The sequence below is a fragment of the Acidovorax sp. GW458-11-26-14-TSB4 genome (genome assembly GCF_059423865.1).
The window spans coordinates 73,977-96,711 of sequence record NZ_JBWKYR010000010.1 but is presented as its reverse complement, the minus strand read 5'-3'; the positions used below and the strand labels follow the sequence as shown (position 1 = coordinate 96,711).

Annotated in this window: 21 protein-coding genes; 1 reads left to right on the top strand and 20 read right to left on the bottom strand. The window is 68.0% G+C overall.

Annotation, left to right across the window (positions count from 1 at the left end; translation table 11 throughout):
• Nucleotides 1-10: 10 nt before the first annotated feature.
• Genes AC07X5_RS20160 through AC07X5_RS20130 form a run of 7 tightly spaced genes read right to left on the bottom strand, consistent with a single transcriptional unit; the run spans nucleotide 11 to nucleotide 7,174 of the window.
• A complete protein-coding gene (locus AC07X5_RS20160; RefSeq protein ID WP_494771566.1) occupies nucleotides 11-712 on the bottom strand; it encodes a class I SAM-dependent methyltransferase in 702 nt (233 codons plus the stop codon).
• Nucleotides 709-1,752: a glycosyltransferase family 2 protein gene (locus AC07X5_RS20155; protein ID WP_494771565.1), complete on the bottom strand. Its 1,044-nt coding sequence runs from the start codon at nucleotides 1,750-1,752 to the stop codon at nucleotides 709-711. The genes AC07X5_RS20160 and AC07X5_RS20155 overlap by 4 nt, the downstream gene beginning before the upstream one ends.
• Nucleotides 1,749-2,813: a glycosyltransferase family 4 protein gene (locus tag AC07X5_RS20150; protein WP_494771564.1), complete on the bottom strand. Its 1,065-nt coding sequence runs from the start codon at nucleotides 2,811-2,813 to the stop codon at nucleotides 1,749-1,751. The genes AC07X5_RS20155 and AC07X5_RS20150 overlap by 4 nt, the downstream gene beginning before the upstream one ends.
• Entirely contained in the window at nucleotides 2,806-3,417 is a 612-nt protein-coding gene (locus AC07X5_RS20145) for an acyltransferase (RefSeq protein ID WP_494771563.1), read from the bottom strand. The genes AC07X5_RS20150 and AC07X5_RS20145 overlap by 8 nt, the downstream gene beginning before the upstream one ends.
• Entirely contained in the window at nucleotides 3,401-4,633 is a 1,233-nt protein-coding gene (locus AC07X5_RS20140) for a lipopolysaccharide biosynthesis protein (RefSeq protein ID WP_494771562.1), read from the bottom strand. Before AC07X5_RS20140 ends, AC07X5_RS20145 begins: the two co-directional genes overlap by 17 nt.
• Entirely contained in the window at nucleotides 4,630-6,513 is a 1,884-nt protein-coding gene (locus tag AC07X5_RS20135) for a polysaccharide biosynthesis protein (protein WP_494771561.1), read from the bottom strand. The genes AC07X5_RS20140 and AC07X5_RS20135 overlap by 4 nt, the downstream gene beginning before the upstream one ends.
• Before the next feature lie 25 nt (nucleotides 6,514-6,538).
• Nucleotides 6,539-7,174 (bottom strand): LON peptidase substrate-binding domain-containing protein, encoded by a 636-nt coding sequence (locus AC07X5_RS20130; RefSeq protein ID WP_494771560.1) that lies wholly within the window; start codon nucleotides 7,172-7,174, stop codon nucleotides 6,539-6,541.
• Between the two features lie 77 nt (nucleotides 7,175-7,251).
• Between AC07X5_RS20130 and AC07X5_RS20125 the strand changes: the two genes are divergently transcribed.
• Nucleotides 7,252-7,800: a YggT family protein gene (locus AC07X5_RS20125; protein ID WP_494771559.1), complete on the top strand. Its 549-nt coding sequence runs from the start codon at nucleotides 7,252-7,254 to the stop codon at nucleotides 7,798-7,800.
• Between the two features lie 66 nt (nucleotides 7,801-7,866).
• On the opposite strand, the gene accD is transcribed toward AC07X5_RS20125, so the two are convergent.
• The 13 genes from accD to dnaJ form a co-directional block, all read right to left on the bottom strand.
• Nucleotides 7,867-8,739, bottom strand: a complete 873-nt coding sequence (gene accD / locus AC07X5_RS20120; RefSeq protein WP_184858185.1) for an acetyl-CoA carboxylase, carboxyltransferase subunit beta — start codon at nucleotides 8,737-8,739, stop codon at nucleotides 7,867-7,869.
• A 96-nt stretch (nucleotides 8,740-8,835) separates the two neighbouring features.
• On the bottom strand, nucleotides 8,836-9,645 hold the full coding sequence (gene trpA, locus AC07X5_RS20115) for a tryptophan synthase subunit alpha (protein ID WP_494771558.1): 810 nt from the start codon (nucleotides 9,643-9,645) through the stop codon (nucleotides 8,836-8,838).
• A complete protein-coding gene (trpB, locus tag AC07X5_RS20110) occupies nucleotides 9,642-10,913 on the bottom strand; it encodes a tryptophan synthase subunit beta (protein ID WP_409964383.1) in 1,272 nt (423 codons plus the stop codon). The genes trpA and trpB overlap by 4 nt, the downstream gene beginning before the upstream one ends.
• Nucleotides 10,891-11,655 (bottom strand): phosphoribosylanthranilate isomerase, encoded by a 765-nt coding sequence (locus AC07X5_RS20105; protein WP_494771557.1) that lies wholly within the window; start codon nucleotides 11,653-11,655, stop codon nucleotides 10,891-10,893. Before AC07X5_RS20105 ends, trpB begins: the two co-directional genes overlap by 23 nt.
• Complete coding sequence (gene truA, locus AC07X5_RS20100) at nucleotides 11,652-12,470, bottom strand: tRNA pseudouridine(38-40) synthase TruA (protein ID WP_494771556.1); 819 nt, start codon at nucleotides 12,468-12,470, stop codon at nucleotides 11,652-11,654. The genes AC07X5_RS20105 and truA overlap by 4 nt, the downstream gene beginning before the upstream one ends.
• Nucleotides 12,471-12,519: 49 nt before the next feature.
• Nucleotides 12,520-15,168 carry a motility hub landmark protein FimV gene (locus AC07X5_RS20095; protein WP_494771555.1) on the bottom strand — a complete coding sequence of 883 codons (2,649 nt, stop codon included), beginning with the start codon at nucleotides 15,166-15,168 and terminating at the stop codon, nucleotides 12,520-12,522.
• Between the two features lie 306 nt (nucleotides 15,169-15,474).
• Complete coding sequence (asd, locus tag AC07X5_RS20090) at nucleotides 15,475-16,608, bottom strand: aspartate-semialdehyde dehydrogenase (protein WP_494771554.1); 1,134 nt, start codon at nucleotides 16,606-16,608, stop codon at nucleotides 15,475-15,477.
• A gap of 314 nt (nucleotides 16,609-16,922) precedes the next feature.
• Nucleotides 16,923-17,993 carry a 3-isopropylmalate dehydrogenase gene (leuB, locus tag AC07X5_RS20085; protein WP_409962692.1) on the bottom strand — a complete coding sequence of 357 codons (1,071 nt, stop codon included), beginning with the start codon at nucleotides 17,991-17,993 and terminating at the stop codon, nucleotides 16,923-16,925.
• A gap of 84 nt (nucleotides 17,994-18,077) precedes the next feature.
• Nucleotides 18,078-18,728 carry a 3-isopropylmalate dehydratase small subunit gene (leuD, locus tag AC07X5_RS20080; protein ID WP_494771553.1) on the bottom strand — a complete coding sequence of 217 codons (651 nt, stop codon included), beginning with the start codon at nucleotides 18,726-18,728 and terminating at the stop codon, nucleotides 18,078-18,080.
• Between the two features lie 12 nt (nucleotides 18,729-18,740).
• On the bottom strand, nucleotides 18,741-18,869 hold the full coding sequence (locus AC07X5_RS20075) for an entericidin A/B family lipoprotein (RefSeq protein ID WP_007850089.1): 129 nt from the start codon (nucleotides 18,867-18,869) through the stop codon (nucleotides 18,741-18,743).
• 65 nt (nucleotides 18,870-18,934) lie between these two features.
• Entirely contained in the window at nucleotides 18,935-20,356 is a 1,422-nt protein-coding gene (leuC, locus tag AC07X5_RS20070) for a 3-isopropylmalate dehydratase large subunit (protein WP_494771552.1), read from the bottom strand.
• A 31-nt stretch (nucleotides 20,357-20,387) separates the two neighbouring features.
• Nucleotides 20,388-21,347, bottom strand: coding sequence for a LysR family transcriptional regulator (locus tag AC07X5_RS20065; RefSeq protein WP_409962686.1), 960 nt, complete (start codon nucleotides 21,345-21,347; stop codon nucleotides 20,388-20,390).
• A gap of 189 nt (nucleotides 21,348-21,536) precedes the next feature.
• A complete protein-coding gene (dnaJ, locus tag AC07X5_RS20060) occupies nucleotides 21,537-22,682 on the bottom strand; it encodes a molecular chaperone DnaJ (protein WP_409962684.1) in 1,146 nt (381 codons plus the stop codon).
• Nucleotides 22,683-22,735: the final 53 nt, after the last annotated feature.

The following is a 22,735-nucleotide window of genomic DNA, read 5'->3' as shown; positions in this document are numbered from 1 at the left end:
GGAGCGAGATTCAGTGCGGCTTGGACAGCCAGGTCAGGCGGTGGGTGCGCAGCGGGTACAGCAGCGCGGATGCCGGCGCGAGGCAGGCGGCAGGCAGGCGGCGCGCCAGCGGGGGCGCCAGCGTGATCCGCCGCGACTGCACCTGCGCCTGGGGAAACAGCTGGTGCAGTTCAGCCAGCGGTATGCCACGCACATCCGGGTTGTTGGGATTGTCTACCACGAAGTCGTAGACCAGCACGCCGCCGCCCGGTGCCGCCCAGCGCCACAGGGTCTCTGCCATGTGGCGCCGGAAGGCCGGGTCCAGCAGCGAGCTGAACAGGGTGAAGGCCAGCACCGCCTGCTGGCTACCTTCAGCTACCGGCGCCAGCGTGGCATCGCCCTCCACAATGCGCACGGCAGCGGGCAGCGCGTCACGCGCCTGCACGGCACGCTCGGCGATCAGTTCCAGCCCCTGCAGGCGTGCGGGGCTGGCACCCAGGCGCAGCAGGTCCTGCAGGTTGCCGCCCGTGCCGCAGCCCACTTCGGTGATGGCCAGGTCCGCCAGGCTGCTCCAGCCATGGGCGTTCCACAATGTCACCAGGGCGCGCAGGCGCTCCTGCTGCGCCTGCAAGGCCGACGGGCTGGCCATCAGCTGGTAGCGCAGGGCATCCTGCGCGCCATCGCGGCGCGCGTAGCGCGCCTGCACCGCCTGGGGTTCGGTGCCATGGCTCATCGCGTGATCCGGGCGAATTGGCTGTCCGGTGCGCGCGCGCGCAGCACGTCCCACAGGCCACGCCAGGTGCCCAGGCCATAGGCCAGATGGTAGGCGGCAATCACCACCGGCAGGCGCACCAGCAGGCCCCACTGGCCCGCACCGTGCGCGGCCGAGACGGATGCCCAGCCCACATAGGCGGCATAGACCGCCACCAGCGCCGCCAGCGGCAGCACCGTCCAGGGCGTGCACAGCGCGAACAGCGCGAGCGCCGCGACGAAGGCCGCAGGAACCAGCTGGCGCACCGAACCGGGCTGCCCGTGCTTGCGCATCACGAAGGGGCGCCAGTAGCCGTACTGCCGCTGCTGCGCGAACAAATGGCGCAGCGAGTTGCGCGGGTGGTAGAGCGAGTGGATCTGCGGGCTCTGCCAGATGCGTCCGCCCGCCAGGCGCAGGCGCAGGTTGTGCTCGTCGTCCTGGTTGCGCACCAGGGCCTCGTCGAATCCACCGATGCGCTCGAACACGGCGCGCGGCCAGCAGCCCAGGTAGACCGTGTCCACTTCGCCGTCGTACCTGGTGTCGCGCGAACGTGCACCGCCCACCACCCAGCGGCATTGGAAGGCGGCCGCCACGGCGCAGCCCATGGGCCCCGTGCCCTCGGCCACCCAGGGGCCGCCCACGTTGTCGGCGCCAGTGCGTGCCAGCGTTTCGATACAGCGCGCCACGTAGTCGGGCGCAAAGCGGGTGTGGATATCCAGCCGCACGATGACCTCGCCGCGCGCGCGGGCGATGCAGGCATTGAGCCCGGTGGAGACGATGCGCCCCGGGTTGTCCACCCACTGCAGCCGAGTGTCCGCTGTGCTGCGCGCAACCAGCAGCTCGCGCGTGCCGTCGTCGCTGCAGCCATCGGCCACCAGCACTTCCATCTGCCAACCCGCAGGCAGCACCTGCGCCAGCGCACTGTCGCAGAAGGCGGCAATGTGCGCTGCCTCGTTGCGGCAGGGCGCGATCACGCTGACCCAGCGCAGGTCCTGTGCCGGGATGTCCTGGGGCACGTTCATGGGGTGCCCATCCGTTCTCGGTAAAGTCGGTCCATTGTGTCCATCTGCACGGCGCGGTCACCATCGCGCGCGATCCGCCGCACATTTTCCTGTCCATGGCGCTGCATGCGCGCATCGTCCGTGGCCAGTGCCTCCAGGCAGCGCGCCAGCGCGGCCGCATCGCGCGGGGGTACCAGTACGCTGGCATCGAGCCAGGCGCGGTTGGCGTCCAGGTCGCTGGCCACTACCGTGAGGCCGCAGGCCATGCTTTCGAGCACCGAGACCGAGGTCGCATCGCTCGTGGGTACCGAGACCGAGAGCTTGCACTGTGCCAGCACCCGTGCCATGCCCGCGTCGTCCAGGCGGCCGTGGAACAGCACGCGCTGCTGCAGGCCGCGAGCGGCTACCAGCGCGCGCAGCGCCGCCTCCATCGAGCCGCCACCCAGCAGGTGCAACTGCACGCCCGCCTCGGGCTGGCGTGCCGCCAGGGTGGCCACGGCCTCCACGATGGTGTCGATGTTGTAGTTGGGCTCCCACGACCGCAGGCTCACGATCTGCAGGCCGGTCTTGCCGGCCCAGGGGGCGGGCGCGAAGCGCGCGAGGTCCACGCCCCAGTGGATCTCCTGCACGGGGCAGGCGGGGCCGTAGCTGCGTGCGGCATCCAGCAGGCTTTGCGAATCCCCGGTGATGAGGTCGGCGCGGCGCAGGGTCCAGCCCGTGAGCCAGCGCATCAGCGCGCTTTGGTGCGGCGTCACCAGCAGGTCGCTGCCCCAGGCCGTCATCACCAGCGGGTGGCGCCCGCAGCGCGCGCCCAGGTAGCCGTACGAGGTGGTGTAGTGCGCATGCACGATGTCGGGCGCCAGGGCCTGCACATAGCGCCGGGCCTGCCCCGCGCGCAGCAGCCAGTCGGTCGAGCGGCGCACGGGCGCCAGCACCTTCTGCTCCACGCCCTCGACGGGAGCCGGGCGCGCCGTGACCAGCGACACGCGGTAGCCGCGCGCACGCATCTCCGCCGCCCAGCGCTGGATGTGCGGGCTGGTGGCGTCGCCCAGCAGGCACAGGTGTTTCGGTACCTCAGCCATGGGCACCGGCCTCCGTCGATTGCGGCAGATCGCCCGCCCAGGCACGGTAGTGCTCGGCCCATTCGGGGTACTGCGCCAGCAGGGCCGCATCGGCCGTGCGCACGTCGCCCACCTGGCGCGCCGGGGCACCGGCCATGATGGCGAAGTCGGGCACCTCGCCGCGCACCTGCGAATAGGCGCAGACCAGCGCGCCGCGGCCGATGCGCGTGCCGGCCTCGATCAGGCTGTGCGGCCCGACGAAGGTATAGGCGCCGATGTGCACAGCGCCCTTCACGTAGCCGGGCACCTCGTTGCCCGTGTGGGTGGCATAGCCGCGCCCCAACAGCCGGATGGAGCGGTGCGAGCTGTGCGTGACGATGCTCACGAAATTGGTGATCTGCACGCCTTCGCCGATGTGAAGGCCCGCAGTAGCGTCGAGAAAATTGAACTGCCCGATGAACACATGGTCGGCCAGCACAAGGCCTTGCTCGCCTTCGATGCAAGTGCTGGGTGCGATGCGTGTGTGCGCCAGCAGCGTACCGCCGGGCGCACGCTCGCCAAACACCATGCGGAACAGCAGCGCCCGCCAGAGCTTGCGCCGCACGCGGTTAAGCCAGGCTTTCATCGGGGATGTTTTTCCACTGGGCAAGGGTGAGAAAGTAGTAGGCGAAGTAAGGCAGCATGGAAGCCGAAATGCCCCAGGCTGCACCTTCCAGGCCCCCCAGGGCCAGGCCGGCCAGCAGCCCGGCAAAGAAGGCCAATTGTCCCACCAGCGCGAGCCGCAGGGCCCAGCCCTGCGCACGCCAGGCCAGCGTGGTCACCGACAGCGGCGAGGCGATGAAGTGCAGGGCGATATAGGGGGCAATGGCGCGCACCAGCGGACCGGCCTCGCTCCACTGCGGGCCGAACGCGGTGGTGAACAGCAAGGGCCCCCAGAGCATGAGCACCGCCATCATCGGCAGGGCGATGGCGGCCAGCGCCAGCATGCTCTTGCGCACCAGGGCGCGGGCCTCGCCTGCAGTGCGGGCCTGCAGCAACTGTGGGTACAGCGCCTGCGACAGCGCACCGCCCAGCAGGGTGGCCGGTGCCTTGAGGTAGCGCAGCGACAGGGCCCACAGGCCGGCCGCTGCACCGCCTGCCCAGGCCGCCACCGCCACCAGCGTCAGCGTGTCCTGCAGCGCCCCCATGAAGGCATGCGGTGTGTTGAGCAGTGGGAAGTCCCGGTGCTTCGCAGCCATGGACCGCAGCGATGCAAAGGGAGCGCGCCACAGCACCGCCCAGCCCCCGGCAGGTGCCGGCCGTGCCAGGGCGGCGGCGGCCACCAGCCCCGCCGCCACGGCACCGGCCAGCAGGCCCGTCGCGCCGATCTTGAGCAGGCCCAGCGCCAGTTGCAGAACCGCGCCGCCGCCGTGCTGTACCAGCCGCGCCAGGGACAACAGGCCAAAGCGCTGCGAGCGCGTGGCCCACAGCGTGAGCCACTGCGTTGCCGCGATGGACAGCACGGCCAGCGGCAGTGCCCAGGCCAGCGGCATGTCCTGCACAGCCGCGACCACGCTGCCTGCCACCACGGCGCAGGCCGTGACCGCCAGCAGCACGCGGGCACACAGGGCCATGAGTTCGGCAGCATCGGCGTCGTCCTTTTCCAGCGGCAGCGCGAATTCGTAGCGCGCGCAGCCGACCACGGCCAGGTTGGTGGCAATGGCCCACAGCAGGGCAAACTGGCCGAATTCGGCTGGCGTGTACAGGCGCGTCAGCGCCGGACCCAGCAGCAGGGGCAGCGCATGGGCCACCACGCTGCCGGTCAGCAGGGTGGCCGTGGCGCTCAGCAGCCTGGCGCTCATGGCAGGGCCTGGGGCTCCTGGTGGAACCCTGGCACCAGCTCGTGCAGCAAGGACATCATGGTCGCGATGTCGCCCTGGTGGATGGCCTGCTCCAGGGCCTGCAGCCGGCCTTGCAGCACGTCCCAGGCGAGGTACTCCTCATGGGCGCGCAGGATGCGCGGGTGCGCCGTGGGCTGTGCGCCATCGCCGATCAGCAGCTCCTCGTAGAGTTTTTCTCCGGGGCGCAGGCCGGTAAAGACGATCTCGATGTCCCCCTCGGGATGGTCCGGGGCCTTCACGCTCAGGCCCGACAGCGCAACCATGCGCTGGGCCAGGTCCAGGATGGGGATGGGCTCGCCCATGTCGAGCACGAAGACCTCGCCGCCCTGGGCCATGGCGCCGGCCTGCAGCACCAGTTGCGCGGCCTCCGGGATGGTCATGAAATAGCGCATCACCTCCGGGTGCGTCACCGTGATGGGACCGCCAGCAGCGATCTGGGCGCGGAACAGCGGGATCACGCTGCCGCTGGAGCCCAGCACATTGCCAAAGCGCACCATGGAAAAGCGGGTCTGCACCGCTCCGGGCTGGCTTGCGCACGATGCCACGGCCTGCAGCACCAGTTCGGCCACGCGCTTGCTCGCGCCCATCACATTCGTGGGGCGCACGGCCTTGTCGGTGGAGACGAGGACGAAGTTCTCCACGCCGCCCGCGATGGCGGCGCGCACCATGTGCAGGGTGCCGAAGGCATTGTTGCGGATGCCTTCGCCCGCATTGGCCTCCACCATGGGCACGTGCTTGTAGGCCGCCGCGTGGTAGATGGTGCGGGGACGCTGTGCCCGGCACAGGTCCAGCATGTGCTGCGCATGGGCCACGCTGGTCAGCAGCGGCACCAGCTCGCAGGCCAGGGCCTCTTGTTGCACGATGGACTGCAGCTCCTGGTGGATGCTGTAGAGCGCGAACTCGCTGTGGTCCACCAGCAGCAGGCGCGCTGCGCCCTGGCGTGTGATCTGGCGGCACAACTCGCTGCCGATGCTGCCGCCCGCGCCCGTGACCATCACCACCTGGCCGCGGATGTGGCGGCCCAGCAGCGCAGGGTCGGGGGCCACGGGGTCGCGGCCCAGCAGATCTTCGAGGTCCAGGTCCTGGAAATCGGTCACCGTGACACGGCCGCTGGCCAGGTCCGTGAGGCCCGGGATGGTGCGTATGCGCACCGGCAGGTCGCGCAGGTTCTGGATGATCTGGTTGCGGCGCTGGCGCGACACGCTGGGCAGCGCCAGCAGCACGTCGGTGATACGCAGGCGCCGGACCACCTCGGCCAGCGCGATCGGGGCATACACGCGCACGCCGTTGATGCTGCGGCCCACCTTGGCCCGGTCGTCGTCGGCAAAGGCCTCGAGCACATAGTTGCGTGCGCTCACCAGGCCGGCCGCCGTCTGGGCGCCCGCCGAGCCGGCGCCATAGATGAGCAGGCGGTGCGGGGCCTTGGTGTTCTGCCCTGCCAGCCACAGCCAGCCCAGCGAGCGGCTGGCGCCCACCAGCAGCAGAAAGATCACCGGCTGCAGGATGCCCACGCTGCGCGGGATGCCCGTCCACTTCCCCAGCATCAGGATGGCGAACAGCAGCGCGCCATAGATGGCCACTGCCTTGCCCGTGGTGATGAGCGCCGTGATGCCGGTGTAACGGAAGATGGCGCGGTACAGCCCCAGGTTCACGAAGATCGGGAAGGCCAGGGCCGGCGCCAGCACGTAGGCCAGCCACTGCATGCCTTCGTCGGGCCAGTGCAGGACATCCAGGCGCAGCGTGAAGGCCAGCCACATGGCGAACAGGCCCATGGCGATGTCCAGCGCCACCACCACCAGCCGCTTGACCGGGCGGGGCCACTCCAGGACGTTGTTCAGCACGTAAGCCCCACCTTCGGCAGGGCGCTCACTGCGCGATGCCCGTGCGCTCAAGCACGTCGCCCACGAGTTCCAGGCGCACCAGGGGGTTGTCGAGTTCCATCAGCCGCTGCTTGAGCTCCAGCGGCACCGGCAGCAGCTCGCACCAGCGGTTGGCCACCCAGCCGCAGTCGTCGAGCTGGGCCGCCGTGGGTACCAGGGCTGTGGGGCTGTCGGGGTCGCGCTGCTGCAAGGTGGTGAGTACCTGGGCCAGGGCCTGCGAGGCCTTCTTCAGGTCGTCGGGCACGGGCACCGGCATGTCGGGGGCAAGGTGATCCACGTCGGCTATCCACAGCCCGTGAACCAGGTGGCTGCGTTGCACGATGCGAAAACGCTGGCTGCCGCGGCACTGCAGGGTGATGAGCCCGGGCTGCGGCGTGTCCAGTTGCTCGATCACGGCCAGGGTGCCGATTTCGCTGAACTGTTCCTCGGGGGCTCCCGCCTGGCGCACTTCGTGGCCCTGGGTGAGCGACACCACGCCGAAGGGCGCGCCCATCTGGTGGCATTTGCGCACCATGTCCAGGTAGCGCACCTCGAACACGCGCAGCGCCAGCAGGCCTTCGGGAAAGAGGATGGAGCCCAGCGGAAACAGCGGCAGGGACGACAGGGAGAGGGGTTGAGTCATGGGAGAAGACCTTGGCCCGCTATCATCCCATGGCGCGGGCTGCTTTCGCACCGCCCGCTTTCCTTTTTGCCCCTCCCATGTTCTTCCAGATCGCTTCGTTCCTGCTTGATGTCGTCGGTGGCCTGCTCACGGGGGCCTGCCTGTTGCGCCTGTACATGCAATGGCAGCGCGTGCCGTTTGGCAACCCCATTGGCGGGCTGGTCTTTGCGCTCACGGACTGGCTCATCCTGCCGCTGCGCAAGCTGATCCCGCCCGTAGGCAAATGGGACCTGTCGAGCCTGGTGGCGGCCCTCCTGTTCCAGGTGCTGCAGTATGTGCTGCTGCTGGTGCTCATCGGCGCGGCGGCCGCCTGGGCTTGGCTGCCCTGGCTGGTGCTGTTCGGCCTGGCCAAGGTGGCGGTGTCGGGGCTCATGGGCCTGCTCATCGTGCATGCCGTGATGTCCTGGATTGCGGCCCGTTCCCCGCTGTCCGACGTGGTGTGGCGGCTGTGTGCCCCTGTGCTGCGGCCGTTCCAGAAAGTGATTCCGTTGCTCGGTGGGATAGATCTGTCGCCGCTGGTGGTGCTGGTGCTGCTGCAGGTGGTGATGATCGTGCTGGGTCACCTGCAGGCCGGTGTCATGCGCTGAAACACCGGGCCCCAAACAAAAGCGCCTGTCGGAGACAGGCGCTTTTTTGGATGGGCCAGCGTTCGTTCAGAGTACGGCGTCGGCCGGCAGGCGCTGCAGCATGGCCAGGCTGCTGGCCACGGTGTTGCGCAGCTCGCGGCGGTCGCAGATGAAGTCGACCGCGCCCTTGGTCTGCAGGAATTCGGCACGCTGGAAGCCTTCGGGCAGGGTCACGCGCACGGTGGACTCGATCACGCGCGGGCCGGCAAAGCCGATCAAGGCCTTGGGTTCGGCGATCACGATATCACCCACGAAGGCGAAGCCGGCGCTCACGCCGCCCATGGTCGGGTCGGTCAGCACGCTGATGTAGGGCAGGCCCTTCTTGGCCAGGCGCGTGAGCGCCGCATTGGTCTTGGCCATCTGCATCAGCGACAGCAGGCCTTCCTGCATGCGCGCACCGCCCGTGGCGGTAAAGCAGATGAAGGGCACCTTCTGCTCGATGGCGGTTTCCACGCCGCGCACGAAGCGCTCGCCCACCACGGAGCCCATGGAGCCGCCCATGAAGTCGAACTCGAAGCAGGCGACCACCACGTTGACGCTCTTGACCGCGCCACCCATCACGATCAGGGCATCGGTCTCGCCGGTGTTTTCCAGGGCTTCCTTGAGGCGCTCGGGGTACTTGCGGCTGTCCTTGAACTTCAGCGCGTCCACGGGCAGCACTTCCTGGCCGATCTCGTAGCGGCCTTCGGGGTCCAGGAAGGCGTCCAGGCGTGCCCGCGCACCGATGCGGTGGTGGTGGCTGCAGTGCGGGCAGACGTTCTGGTTGTGCTCCAGATCGGACTTGTAGAGCACCGTTTCGCAGCTCGGGCACTTGATCCACAGGCCTTCGGGCACCTGGCGGCGCTCGGTCGGGTCGGTTTGCTGGATTTTGGCGGGCAGGAGTTTTTCGAGCCAGGACATGGTGCTTTCCTCTTCAAAGACAGGGCCTTGGCGCATGGCAAAACCCTGTGTAAAACAGCAGTGGGCGCCCACCGGTGGGTGGGCGCCAGGGCTGCATTATGCGTCGAGTGCCTTGCGGATGCCGCGCAGGAAGTCGACCGTGATCGCAACCACCTTCTCGTGCGGCTGGTCCTCGATCAGCTGGATGATGCGCGTGCCGATCACCACGGCGTCGGCCACCTTGCCGATGGCCTGTGCCGTCGCCGCATCGCGGATGCCGAAGCCCACGCCCACGGGGATCTGCACATGCTGGCGGATGCGCGGCAGCATCTGCTCCACGGCCGAGGTGTCGAGCGCGCCCGAACCGGTCACGCCCTTGAGCGACACGTAGTACACGTAGCCGCTGGCCACGCGCGCCACCTGGGCCATGCGCTCATCGGTGCTGGTCGGGGCCAGCAGGAAGATCAGGTCCATGCCGTGCGCGCGCAGGCTGGCGGCAAAGGCCTCGCATTCCTCGGGCGGGTAGTCGACCACGAGCACGCCGTCCACGCCGGCCGCGGCCGCATCGCGCACGAAGGCGCCGGCGCCGTGCACCTGGTCATAGCGCTCCACCGGGTTGGCATAGCCCATGAGCACCACCGGGGTGGTGGTGTTGCGCTTGCGGAAGTCGCGCACATGGTCGAGCACCTGGGCCATGCCGATGCCGAGGGCCAGGGCCTTCTCGCCCGCCTTCTGGATCACCGGGCCGTCGGCCATGGGGTCGGAGAAGGGCACGCCCAGCTCGATCACGTCGGCGCCTGCTTCCACCATGCCGTGCATGAGGGCCGGGGTGATGTCGGCGAACGGGAAACCGGCGGTGACGTAGGGCACAAGGGCTTTGCGGCCCTGCGCCTTCAACTGGTCGAAAGTGGTGCTGATGCGGTTCATGCCTTGGTCTCCGCGCCTTTGACGGTCAGTCCGCGCATGGAAGGGCGGTCATAGAAATCCTCGCCCGACAGGTCGGCCACGGTGCCGATGTCCTTGTCGCCCCGGCCCGAGAGGTTGACCAGGATGGACTGGTCCGGGCGCATGGTTTGGGCGAGCTTCATGGCATAGGCCACGGCGTGGCTCGATTCGAGCGCGGGGATGATGCCCTCGGCGCGGCACAGGTGGTGGAAAGCCGCTAGGGCCTCCTTGTCGGTGATGCCGACGTACTCGGCGCGGCCGATCTCCTGCAACCAGGCGTGCTCGGGGCCCACGCCGGGGTAATCGAGGCCCGCGCTGATGCTGTGCGTCTCGGTGATCTGGCCATTGGCGTCCTGCAGGATGAAGGTGCGGTTGCCATGCAGCACACCCGAGCTGCCACGCTGCAGCGAGGCCGAGTGCTTGCCGCTATCGAGGCCCTCGCCGGCCGCCTCCACGCCGATCAGGCGCGTTTTCTCGAACGGGATGTAGGGGTGGAAGATGCCCATGGCATTGCTGCCGCCGCCCACGCAGGCGACCACGGCATCGGGCTGTTCGGCGGGCACCTTCTGCTCCACCAGCAGTGCGGGCATCTGTTCCAGGCACTCGTTGCCGATCACGCTCTGGAAGTCGCGCACCATCATCGGATAGGGGTGCGGGCCGGCCACCGTGCCGATGATGTAGAAGGTGTTGTCCACATTGGCCACCCAGTCGCGCATGGCCTCGTTGAGCGCGTCCTTCAGGGTTTTGCTGCCCGACTCCACGGGCACCACGGTGGCGCCCAGCAGCTTCATGCGGTAGACATTGGGGCTCTGGCGCTTGACGTCCTCCGAGCCCATGTAGACCACGCATTCCAGGCCATAGCGCGCACAGATCGTGGCCGTGGCCACGCCGTGCTGACCGGCGCCGGTCTCTGCAATGATGCGCGGCTTGCCCATGCGGCGCGCCAGCATGGCCTGGCCGATCACGTTGTTGATCTTGTGCGCGCCGGTGTGGTTGAGGTCCTCGCGCTTCAAGTAGATCTGCGCGCCGCCGAGCTCGCGGCTGGTGCGGGCTGCGTGGTACACGGGCGAGGGGCGGCCCACGAAGTGCTTGAGCTCGTACTCGAATTCGGCCAGGAACTCGGGGTCGTTCTGGTAGCGGGCGTAGGCCTCGCGCAGTTCGTTGATCGCGTGGGTCAGAGTTTCGCTGACGAAGCTGCCGCCATAGGAGCCGAAATGGCCCGAGGGATCAGGTTGCTGATAGGAATTCATGGGGGTTCTTTGCAAGTTGTGCATCGGCCGCGCGCACGGCGGCTACGAAGCGTTGGATCTTGTCGGCGTCCTTGGTGCCCCGCAGGGGCTTGCCATCGGGCCCCAGGGGCTCGACGCCGGAACTGACATCAACCGCCAGCGTGGTGCAACGCGGGCGCACTTGCAAAATGCCATCGGTCACGTTTGCAGGCGTGAGTCCACCAGACAAAACGAGGTGAGAGCCGACGCTTGGTGGAAGGAGTGACCAATTGAATGCCTTGCCGCCGCCGCCGTACCCCTCGACATGGGCGTCGAGCAGGATGGCCTGGGCGTTTGAAAAATCGTGTGCGTATTTTACGAGATCGAATTGTGCCGCATCCGGGCCCAGGGGTATCCGGGCCGCCCGCAGCCAGGGGCGGGCGCCGCCGCCGGTGGCATCCAGGCAGTCCTGCGGCGTCTCGTCTCCATGGAACTGCACGGTGGCGCCGGCGATCAGCGCGGTGGCAGCCATCACCTCTTGTGCGCTGGCGTTCACGAACAGCAGCACCGGCGTGACAAAGGGCGGCAGGCGGCGCGCCAGTTCGGCGGCGCGCTCGGCCGTCACTGCGCGCCCGCTGCTCTTGGCATAGAGCACAAAGCCGACGGCATCGGCCCCAGCGGCCACGGCGGCATCCACGTCCTGCTCGCGGGTCAGTCCGCAGATCTTGATGCGGGTGCGGCTGGCAGGGAACGGGGTGCGGGAGGAGGGGATGTTCGGGCTCATGGGAGCCAATCATACGCAGCCGTGCGCTGGGGCAGGCCCCACGCGGCGTCGTAGACCGGTCCCTGGAAGTACAGGCCATCGGGCGAGAAGGTGGGCGCCGCAGCGTCGCGCGAGCGCGCCTGCAGCACTTCCTGGATCCACTCGGGTGGGTGGTCACCCCGGCCGATCGCGATCAGGCAGCCCATGAGGTTGCGGATCATGTGGTGCAAGAACGCATTCGCCTCGAACTCGAAGCGCCAGTAGCACGGGCTCCAGCCGAGTTGGGGGTGGGGGTCACCCGGTGCGCTTCGATGGATGTCGATGCGCGTGAGTGTCTTGACCGGTGACTTGGCCTGGCAGGCCGAGGCGCGGAAGGACGTGAAGTCGTGCTCGCCCAGCAGGTGGTCGGCCGCCTGGCGCATGGCCGCATGGTCCAGGGGATGGTAGACCCAGCCCACGCGCCCGGCATCCACGCTCGGGCGCACGGGTGACTGCAGCAGCACATAGGCGTAGCGGCGCGCCACGGCGCTGGAGCGGCAGTGGAAGCTGTCCGGCACGGGCTGGGCCCATTGCACGGCGATGTCGGACGGCAGGAAGGTGTTGGTGCCGCGTACCCAGGAAGACGCGGGGCGGTTCAGCGGGGTATCGAAGTGAACCACCTGCATCAGGCCGTGCACCCCCGCATCCGTGCGGCCGGCGCACAGCGTGCTCACGGGGTGCGTGGCAAAGCGCTCCAGGGCCGTTTCCAGCTTGTCCTGGATGGTGTTGCCCGAGAGCTGGCTTTGCCAGCCGCTGTAGGGCTGGCCGTTGTAGCTGACACCCAGGGCCACCCTCATGGGCGGGCCTGGGCAAGGGTGGAGGACCGGGTTGCGGGAGCCGGCCGCATCAGCCCAGTTCGACCAGCATGCGCTGGGCGCGGGTCCTCAGGGCACCGCTCGATTCGGCCACGACCTCTTCGATCAGCGTGCGCGCACCATCGGTGTCGCCAATGGCGTTGAACTCTTCGGCCAGTGCCAGCTTGGTGGCCAGCGGGTCGTCCTGGGCAGCGGCCGATCCATCGTCATCCGAGATGGGCACGGCTGCCGTCGGGATTTCCACGGACGGTGCGGCACGGGCAGCCATGGGCTTGGGGGGGGCAGTCAGGTCCAGCGACAGCTCGCCCAGGTCGAAGTCCATGGGGCCGGAGTCCTGGGCTTCGGCCAATGGCATGGGGCCGGTGGGCGCCATGGTGAGTTCGTCGCTGGGAGCTGCCGCGCGGGCTGCCGGTGCCGGCGTGGGGGCCGGTGCCGGCGCCGGCGCGTTCCAGGCGGCGTCGGCCGTCAGGTCGGGCAGGTCGAAGTCTTCGCTGGACAGCACGGGCTCCGTGCGCTGCGGTGCGCGCGGTGCAGGTGCTGCCGCGGTGGCCGCTGCAGCCGCCGCTGCGAACCCGCCGGGAGGCGCGGGTGGCGCATCGGTCAGCGCGTCGTCGGGCAGATCGAGGTCCAGATCCAGGTCCAGGTCGGGCGGCAGGGCTGCGGAGGCCACAGGCGCACCCGAGAAGGTGCTCACGAAGGCGCCGGGAATCGAGGGGTTCTCGTCTTCCACCTGCTGGCCAGGGCGGCCACCGGGCTGGTACAGCGGATTTTCGGGATCGATGCCACGGCCCAGGTCGACGATGCGCGCCCAGTCGGGGCCTTCGCCCTGCGTGAGCTTGAAGACTTCGCCGGCCACGGCTTCCAGGGCCTTGCGGTCCTGGCGCTTTGCATAGATCTCGGCCAGCTTCACGTGCACGGACACGCGCGCCGGGTTGTGGCGGATGGCTTCCTTGAGGATTTCCTCGGCCTGCAGGTCGCGGCCATAGGCCAGGTACACATCGGCTTCGGCCACGGGGTCCACGTCACCGCCCGCATCGAGCTGGCTGGGCGAGTAGGCCATGGACGAACCGGTGGTCATCTCGCTGTTGGCGGTGTCCACGCGCTGGCCGCCGCTGGCGCCGAAGAACGAATCGGGCTGGATGCGGCTTTCGAGGAAGGAGCTGTCCACGCCGGCATTGTTGCGGCGGCGCTGGATCACCCGGTAGGCGCCATAGCCCAGCAGCAGGGCCAGCAGGCCGCCACCGGCCAGGGGGATCAGCGGGTCGTCCAGCAGGCCGTCGAAGAAGCCGGGCTCGGCCACGGGTGTGGGCGGTGGCAGGACGATGGGCTTGGAGGCCGGCGCTGCAGGCGGCGTGGCCGGTGCTGCGTCCGACGCGGGGGCCGCGCTGGCCTCGGCCGATGCGCCGCTGGTGGGTTCGGAAGCTACCGCGGCGGGTGGGGCTTCAGGGGCGGCCGGCGTGGCGGGCACGCCGGGCACGGCTACCTGGGCCGGGGTGCTGGCGGCGGGGGCTGCTGCGGCGGCTGGCGCGGGCGCCGGAGCGGCGGCTGGCGCTGCGGGCGTGGCAGGCGTCGAAGGGGCCGCAGCCGATGCGGCACCCAGCTTGTTCAGGTCGCTGATGTTCTTGGACAGCTCGGCCATGCGGGCCGATGCATCGCTGGCCTGCTTGTCCTTGGCCAACTGGTCTTCGGCCGCCTTCTGGCCCTTGACCGAACCCTTGGACAGCGTGAGCTTGTCGGGTGCGGTAGTGGCAGGCTTGCTGTCTTCCACGCGGGTCTGCACCGTGCCCTTGGCCGAACGCTCGGCCGATGCCACGGTGGTGGAGGGGGCGGATTCGGCCAGCTTGCGGCGGAAAGCGCCGAAGTCACGGCTTTGCGCGGCCAGGATCTGGCGCGCTTCGGGTGCAGGCGTGGACTGGGCCGTCGCCTGGTCGGGCATCTGCAGCACGGCACCGGCGCGGATGCGGTTGATGTTGCCGCCGATGAAGGCATCGGGGTTGGCGCGCTGCATGGCCACCAGCATCTGGTCGAGCGAGACGCCGCTTGGGCGGTTGGCATTGGCGATGCGGCCTGCCGTGTCGCCGGCCTGCACGGTCACGCTGCCTTCGGTGGTGGGGGCTGGACGGGGGGCGGCGGGCGTGCGTGCAGCAGCCGCAGGTGCCGGAGCCGAGGCGGACGATGGGCGGCCTGCCACGGCGGGCGGTACATCACTGCGTGCGGCAGGCGCAGGTGGTGTGATCTGGGGGGCTGCCGTGACCGCGGGCGCTGGGCGGCGCATTGCTGGTGGGTCGAACAGCATGGTGTAGCTGCGCACCAGGCGGCCGGAACCCCAGGAGGCATCGAGCACCAGATCGACGAAGGGGTCGTTCACCGGGCGGTCGCTGGACAGGCGCAGCACGGCCGTGCCATCGGCGCGCCTTTGCAATTGCACCTGCAGGCTGTTCATGGTGGGCGAGTACTCCATGCCCTGTGCGCGGAACACCTCCGGGGTGGCCGTGACGGCCTTCAGGGTTTCCGCTTCCGCAGGGGTGATCTGCGGCAGGTCGATCTCTGCACGCAGGGGTTCGCCCAGGGCGGATTGCACGGTGATGCGGCCCAGCGCGAGCGCGGACGCATCGGTGGCGTAGAGCCCGGCAGTTGCCACGGCCGCAGCCGCCAGCACAGAAAATTTCCAACGATGCATGTTTGCCATCAACTGATTGGGTTGTGCGGCTCGGTCGAGCGGTGCTGTTTTTCTCATGGTCTGGTCCCGCCCCGGCGCGTGAAAATATGTAAAAAGCACCATAGCATCAATGTTTTGCACTGACAAGCTGAGGTGGCGCGGAAGCTTTGCCCCTGGTGTTCATGCACCAAATTGGGGCAATCAGATGTTGCCAATTGCCAACGTCACGTAACCGGGTGTGTCAAGAGTTTGGGCGCAAAAAAGCGCGCGCAACAGGCATTGCGCGCGCTGGGGGCCTGGGCTCCTGCGAGCCCGGGCAAGCGGATTTTAAGCGGCCAGCAGGATGCGCAGCATGCGGCGCAGCGGTTCGGCCGCGCCCCACAGCAGTTGGTCGCCGATGGTGAAGGCGCCCACGTACTCGGGGCCCATGGCCAGCTTGCGCACGCGGCCCACGGGGATGGTCATGGTGCCGGTGACGGCCACGGGGGTCAGGTCCTTGATGGTGGCTTCACGCGTGTTGGGCACCACCTTCACCCACTCGTTGTCGGCGGCGATCATGGCTTCCAGGTCGGCCACGGGCACATCCTTCTTGAGCTTGAAGGTCAGCGCCTGGCTGTGGCAGCGCATGGCGCCCACGCGCACGCAGAAGCCGTCCACCGGGATGGCGGCGGAACCGAAGCCCTCGCCCTGGCCCAGGATCTTGTTGGTCTCGGCCATGCCCTTCCACTCTTCCTTGGACATGCCGTTGCCCAGATCCTTGTCGATCCAGGGGATCAGCGAGCCGCCCAGCGGCACGCCGAAGTTGGCCGTTTCGGCGCCGGAGAGGGCGCGCTGCTTGGCGATGACCTTGCGGTCGATCTCCAGGATGGCGCTCTTGGGGTCGTCCAGCAGGGACTTCACTTCGGCATTCAGCGTGCCGTACTGCGTGAGCAGCTCGCGCATGTGCTGGGCGCCGCCGCCGCTGGCCGCCTGGTAGGTCTGGGTGCTCATCCACTCGACGAGGCCGGCCTTGTACAACGCGCCCACGCCCATCAGCATGCAGCTCACCGTGCAGTTGCCGCCGACCCAGTTCTTGCCGCCCTTGGCCAGCGCGTCCTGGATGACGGGCAGGTTCACGGGGTCCAGGATGATCACGGCGTCCTGCTGCATGCGCAGCGTGGAGGCGGCGTCGATCCAGTGGCCGTTCCAGCCCGCGGCGCGCAGCTTGGGGAACACTTCGGTGGTGTAGTCGCCGCCCTGGGCGGTGATGATGATGTCGCAGCGCTTCAGGGCGTCGATGTTGAACGCGTCCTGCAGCGTGGTTTCATTCTTGGCCGCCCCAGGGGCCTTGCCGCCCGCGTTGGAGGTGGAGAAGAACAATGGCTCGATCAGGTCGAAATCCTTCTCTTCGGCCATGCGATCCATCAACACCGAGCCGACCATGCCGCGCCAGCCGACCAAACCTACCAACTTGTTGCTCATTTCAACGCCCCTTTTACAGATTAACAAACAGTGCCAGACCGGACTGCTCGCCTGGCTCGTCAGGCCAGGAAGGGCGCACGACGAACCAGGCTGATCAGCCCTTAATGGTCGTGGTTTTGGTGATGGTTGCGCGCGCAGCCACACCGGCCGTGGCGGCGGGTGCAATGTTCAGGGCGAACGTGTGGGCGGCAAACATAGAGCGCTGAGTATATCGCAAGCTCTGCGCGGCGCTCAAGGGCCCGTTGAGGTTGCGCTGCAACCAAAAAAGGGCGGTCCGAAGACCGCCCCTGAGCGATGCCGATGGCGGCACGCGGCTACTTCAGTGCTTGCACGACCGCATCACCCATTTGCGCCGTGCCGACCTTGGTCGTGCCTTCGCTCCAGATGTCGGGGGTGCGCAGGCCCTGGGCCAGCACCTTCTGCACGGCAGCCTCGATGCGCTGGGCGGCGGCTTCCTGGTTGAGCGAGAAGCGCAGCATCATCGCGGCCGACAGGATGGTGGCCAGCGGATTGGCCACGCCCTTGCCGGCGATGTCGGGGGCACTGCCGTGGCTGGGCTCGTACAGGCCCTGGTTGCTGCTGTTGAGCGAGGCCGAGGGCAGCATGCCGATAGAGCCGGTGAGCATGGAGGCCTCGTCCGACAGAATGTCGCCGAACATGTTGCCGGTGACCACCACGTCGAACTTCTTGGGTGCGCGCACCAGCTGCATGGCGGCGTTGTCCACGTACATGTGGTCCAGCTCCACGTCGGGGTATTCCTTGCCGACTTCGGTCACGATGTCCTTCCAGAACTGGAAGGTCTCGAGCACGTTGGCCTTGTCCACGCTGGTCACGCGCTTGCTGCGCTTGCGTGCGGCCTGGAAGGCCACGTGCGCGATGCGCTCCACCTCGGGGCGGCTGTAGCGCATGGTGTCGAAGGCTTCCTCGGCGCCGGGAAAGTGGCCGTCGGTGGCCACGCGGCGGCCGCGCGGCTGGCCGAAGTAGATGTCGCCCGTGAGCTCGCGGATGATGAGGATGTCCAGGCCCGAAATCAGCTCGGGCTTGAGGCTCGATGCGCCCACCAACTGCTCATAGCAGATCGCGGGGCGGAAGTTGGCGAACAGGCCCAGGTTCTTGCGCAGGCCCAGGATGGCCTGCTCGGGGCGCAGGGGGCGGTCGAGCTTGTCGTACTTCCAGTCGCCCACGGCACCGAACAGCACGGCATCGGCGTCCTTGGCCAGCTTGAGCGTGGCCTCGGGCAGAGGGTGGCCGTGCGCCTCATAGGCGGCGCCGCCCACCAGGGCCGACTCCATCTCGAACTTCAGGTCCAGCACTTCGAGGACCTTGACGGCCTCTGCGACGATTTCGGTGCCGATGCCGTCTCCCGGCAGAACTGCGATTTTCATGAAGAACTTCTTCTTAAAGTGAATGGCCGCGCCCCGGCGCCATTGCCGGGTGGACGGCCACTGGTCGATGAACTGGTGGTGTGGTCAGGAGACCATGCTGTGTGCCAGCCAGGGCTTGGTGGCCAGGCGCTGGGCTTCGAAGGCGCGGATCTTGTCGGACTGGCGCAGGGTCAGGCCGATGTCGTCGAAGCCGTTGAGCAGGCAGTACTTGCGGAAGGCCTGCACCTCGAACGGAATCTCTTGGCCCTGCGGTCGCACGATGACCTGGCGTTCCAGGTCGATGGTGAGCTGGTAGCCGGGGAAGGCCGCCACTTCGTCGAACAGCTGGGCCACGGTGGCCTCGGGCAGCACGATGGGCAAAAGGCCGTTCTTGAAGCAGTTGTTGAAGAAGATGTCGGCAAAGCTCGGCGCGATCACGGCGCGAAAGCCGAACTGGTCCAGCGCCCAGGGCGCGTGCTCGCGGCTCGAGCCGCAGCCGAAGTTCTTGCGCGCGATGAGCACGCTGGCGCCCTTGTAGCGCGGCTGGTTCAGCACGAAGTCGGGGTTGGGCTTGCGCGCGGACTCGGGGATGCCGGGCTCGCCATGGTCCAGGTAGCGCCATTCGTCGAACAGGTTCACGCCGAAACCGGTCTTCTTGATCGACTTGAGGAACTGCTTGGGGATGATGGCGTCGGTGTCGACGTTCTCGCGGTCCATCGGGGCCACGAGGCCCTTGTGCACGGTGAATTGCTGCATGGTGGGGATGCCTTACTTGTTGGCGGCGCGCTCGAGGGCGCCGCCGGCCCGCTGGACGTCCTGCCCCACGCCCTTGACGGTGTTGCAGCCGGCCAGCAGGAAGGCCAGCGAAAGGGCGATGAAAGTGGCGGTCTTCTTCATGACAGAACTCCTTGGGGACAGTGGATGGGCCAACGGGTGTTGGATGGGATGGATGGGGGTGAAGTTCAGGTGAACTGGCGGATGTCCACGAAGTGGCCGTGCACGGCAGCGGCTGCGGCCATGGCGGGGCTCACCAGGTGGGTGCGGCCGCCGGCGCCCTGGCGCCCTTCGAAGTTGCGGTTGCTGGTGCTGGCGCAGCGCTCGCCGGGCTCCAGGCGGTCGGCGTTCATGGCCAGGCACATGGAGCAGCCGGGTTCACGCCACTCGAAGCCTGCAGCCTTGAAGATCTCGTGCAGGCCTTCGCGCTCGGCCTGTTCCTTGACCAGGCCCGAGCCGGGCACCACCATGGCCAGCTTCACGTTGCTGGCCACCTTGCGGCCCAGGTTCTTGACCACGGCAGCGGCTTCGCGCATGTCCTCGATGCGGCTGTTGGTGCACGAGCCGATGAACACCTTGTCGATGGTGATGTCGCTGATCGGCTTGCCCGGTGTGAGGCCCATGTAGGTCAGTGCGCGCTCGATGGCGCCGCGCTTGTTGGCGTCCTTTTCCTTGTCCGGGTCGGGCACGCGGGCGTCGATGCCCAGAACCATCTCGGGCGAGGTGCCCCAGGTGACCTGGGGCTGGATCTGGGCGGCGTCAAGCTTGACCACGGTGTCGAAGTGCGCATCGGCATCGGAGTGCAGCGTCTTCCAGTAGGCGACGGCCTGGTCCCATTCCACGCCCGTGGGCGACAGGGGGCGGCCGCGCACGTACTCGATGGTCTTGTCGTCCACGGCCACCAGGCCGGCGCGTGCACCGCCTTCGATGGCCATGTTGCACACGGTCATGCGGCCTTCCATGGACAGGCTGCGGATCGCCGAGCCCGCGAACTCGATGGTGTAGCCCGTGCCGCCGGCCGTGCCGATCTTGCCGATGATGGCCAGCACGATGTCCTTGGCAGTGATGCCCTTGGCGAGCTGGCCGTCCACCTGCACCAGCATGTTCTTGGCCTTCTTGGCCAGGAGGGTCTGGGTGGCCATCACGTGCTCGACTTCCGAAGTGCCGATGCCGTGCGCCAGCGCGCCGAAGGCGCCGTGCGTGCTGGTGTGGCTGTCGCCGCACACCACGGTCATGCCGGGCAGGGTGGCGCCATTCTCGGGGCCGATCACGTGCACGATGCCCTGGCGCTTGTGCATGAACGGGAAGAACGCCGCCGCATGGATCTGCGCCATGTTGTCGTTCAGCGTGGTGATCTGTTCCTTGCTGATCGGGTCGGTGATGCCGTCATAGCCTGCCTCCCAGCCCGTGGTCGGCGTGTTGTGGTCGGCCGTGGCGACGATGGAGCTGGTGCGCCACACCTTGCGGCCGGCCTCGCGCAGGCCTTCGAAGGCCTGGGGGCTGGTGACCTCGTGCACCAGATGCCGGTCGATGTAGAGGATGGAGGTGCCGTCCTCTTCGGTATGGACGACGTGCTCGTCCCAGATCTTGTCGTACAGGGTGCGTCCCATGGTGCGTCTCTTTCAGGTGGGTGGGGTGATTTTAGGGGTGCGTGCCTGCAGTCACGGAAGCTGCTGGCGGATGGGATGCCAGGTGTTCCGCCAGCAGCCTGGCGGTGACCGGAAGGGCGTCGAAATCGCGGGCCACCACTAGCAGTTCGCGGTGGGCCCAGGCCTCGGTGAGGGGGATGGCGCGCAGGTGGCCCACGCCGCGCATCAGTTCGAAGGCGCGGTCGGGCAGCAGGCCCACGCCCAAACCGTTGTCGATCATGCGGCACATGGCATCCAGGCCCGTGACCTGGATGCGCTGGCGCAGCGGGCGCCCGGCCGCCGCAGCCGCCGCGCGCATGGCCAGGCTGATGCTGCTGTTGGCGTGCAGGCCCACGATGTCCCAGTCCAGCACTTCCTCGAAGCCGATGGCGGTGTGCTGGGCCAGGGCGTGCGCCTCGGGCACCACCAGCACCAGGTGGTCGGCGCGGTAGGGGCGGCTTTGCAGTTCGGTGCCGCCATTGCCGGTGGCCATGCCGACATTGCAGATGCCCAGGTCGGCGGCGCCCTCCTGCACGGCACTCAGCACATCGCTGCTCAGGTGCTCCTGCAGGTCGATCTTGATCTGGCTGTGCTCGCGCGCAAAGGCGCCCAGGTCCTCCGGCAGGAACTGGAAGATGGCCGAGATGTTGGCGTGCATGCGCACATGGCCGCGCACGCCATCGGCGTATTCGCTGAGCTCGCCCTGCATGCGCTCCAGGCCGAAGAGCACGGTGCGCGCATGGTGCAGCAGGCTCTCGCCTGCAGGGGTCAGCGTCACGCCGCGGCTGTGGCGGTAGAGCAGGGCCGTGTCCACGGCGGTCTCCAGGTCCGACAGGCGCTTGCTCACGGCCGAGGCCGCGATGAATTCGCGCTCCGCCGCGCGGCCGATGCTGCCGAGCTCGCACACCGCCACGAACAGCTGCAGCGAGGTCAGGTCAATGCGGCGCGCAAAACTGCGCTCGGAGCTTTTCATCGGTACGATTTCTTTTCTTGCTTCTCGTTTGGAGAAGGCGCTTGCGTATTTTCCTTTAAATGACAGCATTGTGTCATCGCGAAACACGATGTCGTCCATCGCGTGAGCGCTCTTCTCCGCGTACGCAGGCCCATGAAAAAGCCGCACGGGCCGAGTGGCGCCGTGCGGCTTCCTTGGGGGGAGGGGTGATCAGCTGAAGAAATTCTTCAGCCGGTCCGTCCAGCTCTCGCCGCTGGGGGAATGGCGGGCGCCGCCCTTCTTGAGCGAGTCTTCCAGTTCGCGCAGCAGCTTGCGCTGGTGCTCGGTCAGCTTCACGGGCGTCTCGACCGCGATGTGGCAGTACAGGTCGCCCGGGTAGCTGGCGCGCACGCCCTTGATGCCCTTGCCGCGCAGGCGGAACTGCTTGCCCGCCTGCGTGCCTTCGGGAATGTCGATGGCCGCCTTGCCGGCCAGCGTGGGCACCTCGATCTCGCCGCCGAGGGCAGCGGTGATGAAGCTCACCGGCACCTGGCAGTGCAGGTCGTCGCCATCGCGCTCGAAGATGTCGTGCTTCTTCAGGCGGATCTCGATGTACAGGTCGCCCGGCGGGCCGCCGTTGGTGCCCGGTTCGCCGTTGCCGGTGCTGCGGATGCGCATGCCGTCGTCGATGCCCGAGGGAATTTTCACTTCCAGCGTTTTTTGCTTCTTGAGCTTGCCCTGGCCGTGGCAGGTGGTGCAGGGCTCGGGGATGATCTTGCCCGTGCCGCGGCAGTGCGGGCAGGTCTGCTGCACGCTGAAGAAGCCCTGGCGCATCTGCACCGTGCCACTGCCCGAGCAGGTGGCACAGGTCTTGGCGCTGGTGCCGGGCTTGGCGCCGCTGCCGTGGCAGGTGTCGCAGCTCTCCCACGAGGGGATGCGGATCTGCGCATCCTTGCCGCGCGCGGCTTCCTCCAGGGTGATCTCCATGGCGTAGCTCAGGTCGCTGCCGCGGTAGACCTGGCGGCCACCGGCACCACGCCCACGCCCGCCCTGCTGGCCGAACATGTCGCCGAAGATGTCGCCGAACGCCTCGGCGAAGCCGCCAAAGCCTTCTGCACCCGCACCGCCGGGTCCGCGCATGTTCGGGTCCACCCCGGCGTGGCCGTACTGGTCGTAGGCCGCGCGCTTTTGCGGGTCGGAGAGCATCTCGTAGGCCTCCTTGGCCTCCTTGAATTTCTCTTCGGCAGGCTTGGCTGCATCACCCTGGTTGCGGTCGGGGTGGTGCTTCATCGCCAGCTTGCGATAAGCCTTCTTGATTTCTTCGTCCGAGGCGTTCTTGGGAACGCCCAGAACCTCGTAAAAGTCTCGTTTGGACATGGTCTTTCTGGGCCCGGTTGGAACAGGAACGCCGCGCAAGCTCCCTGTGGCAG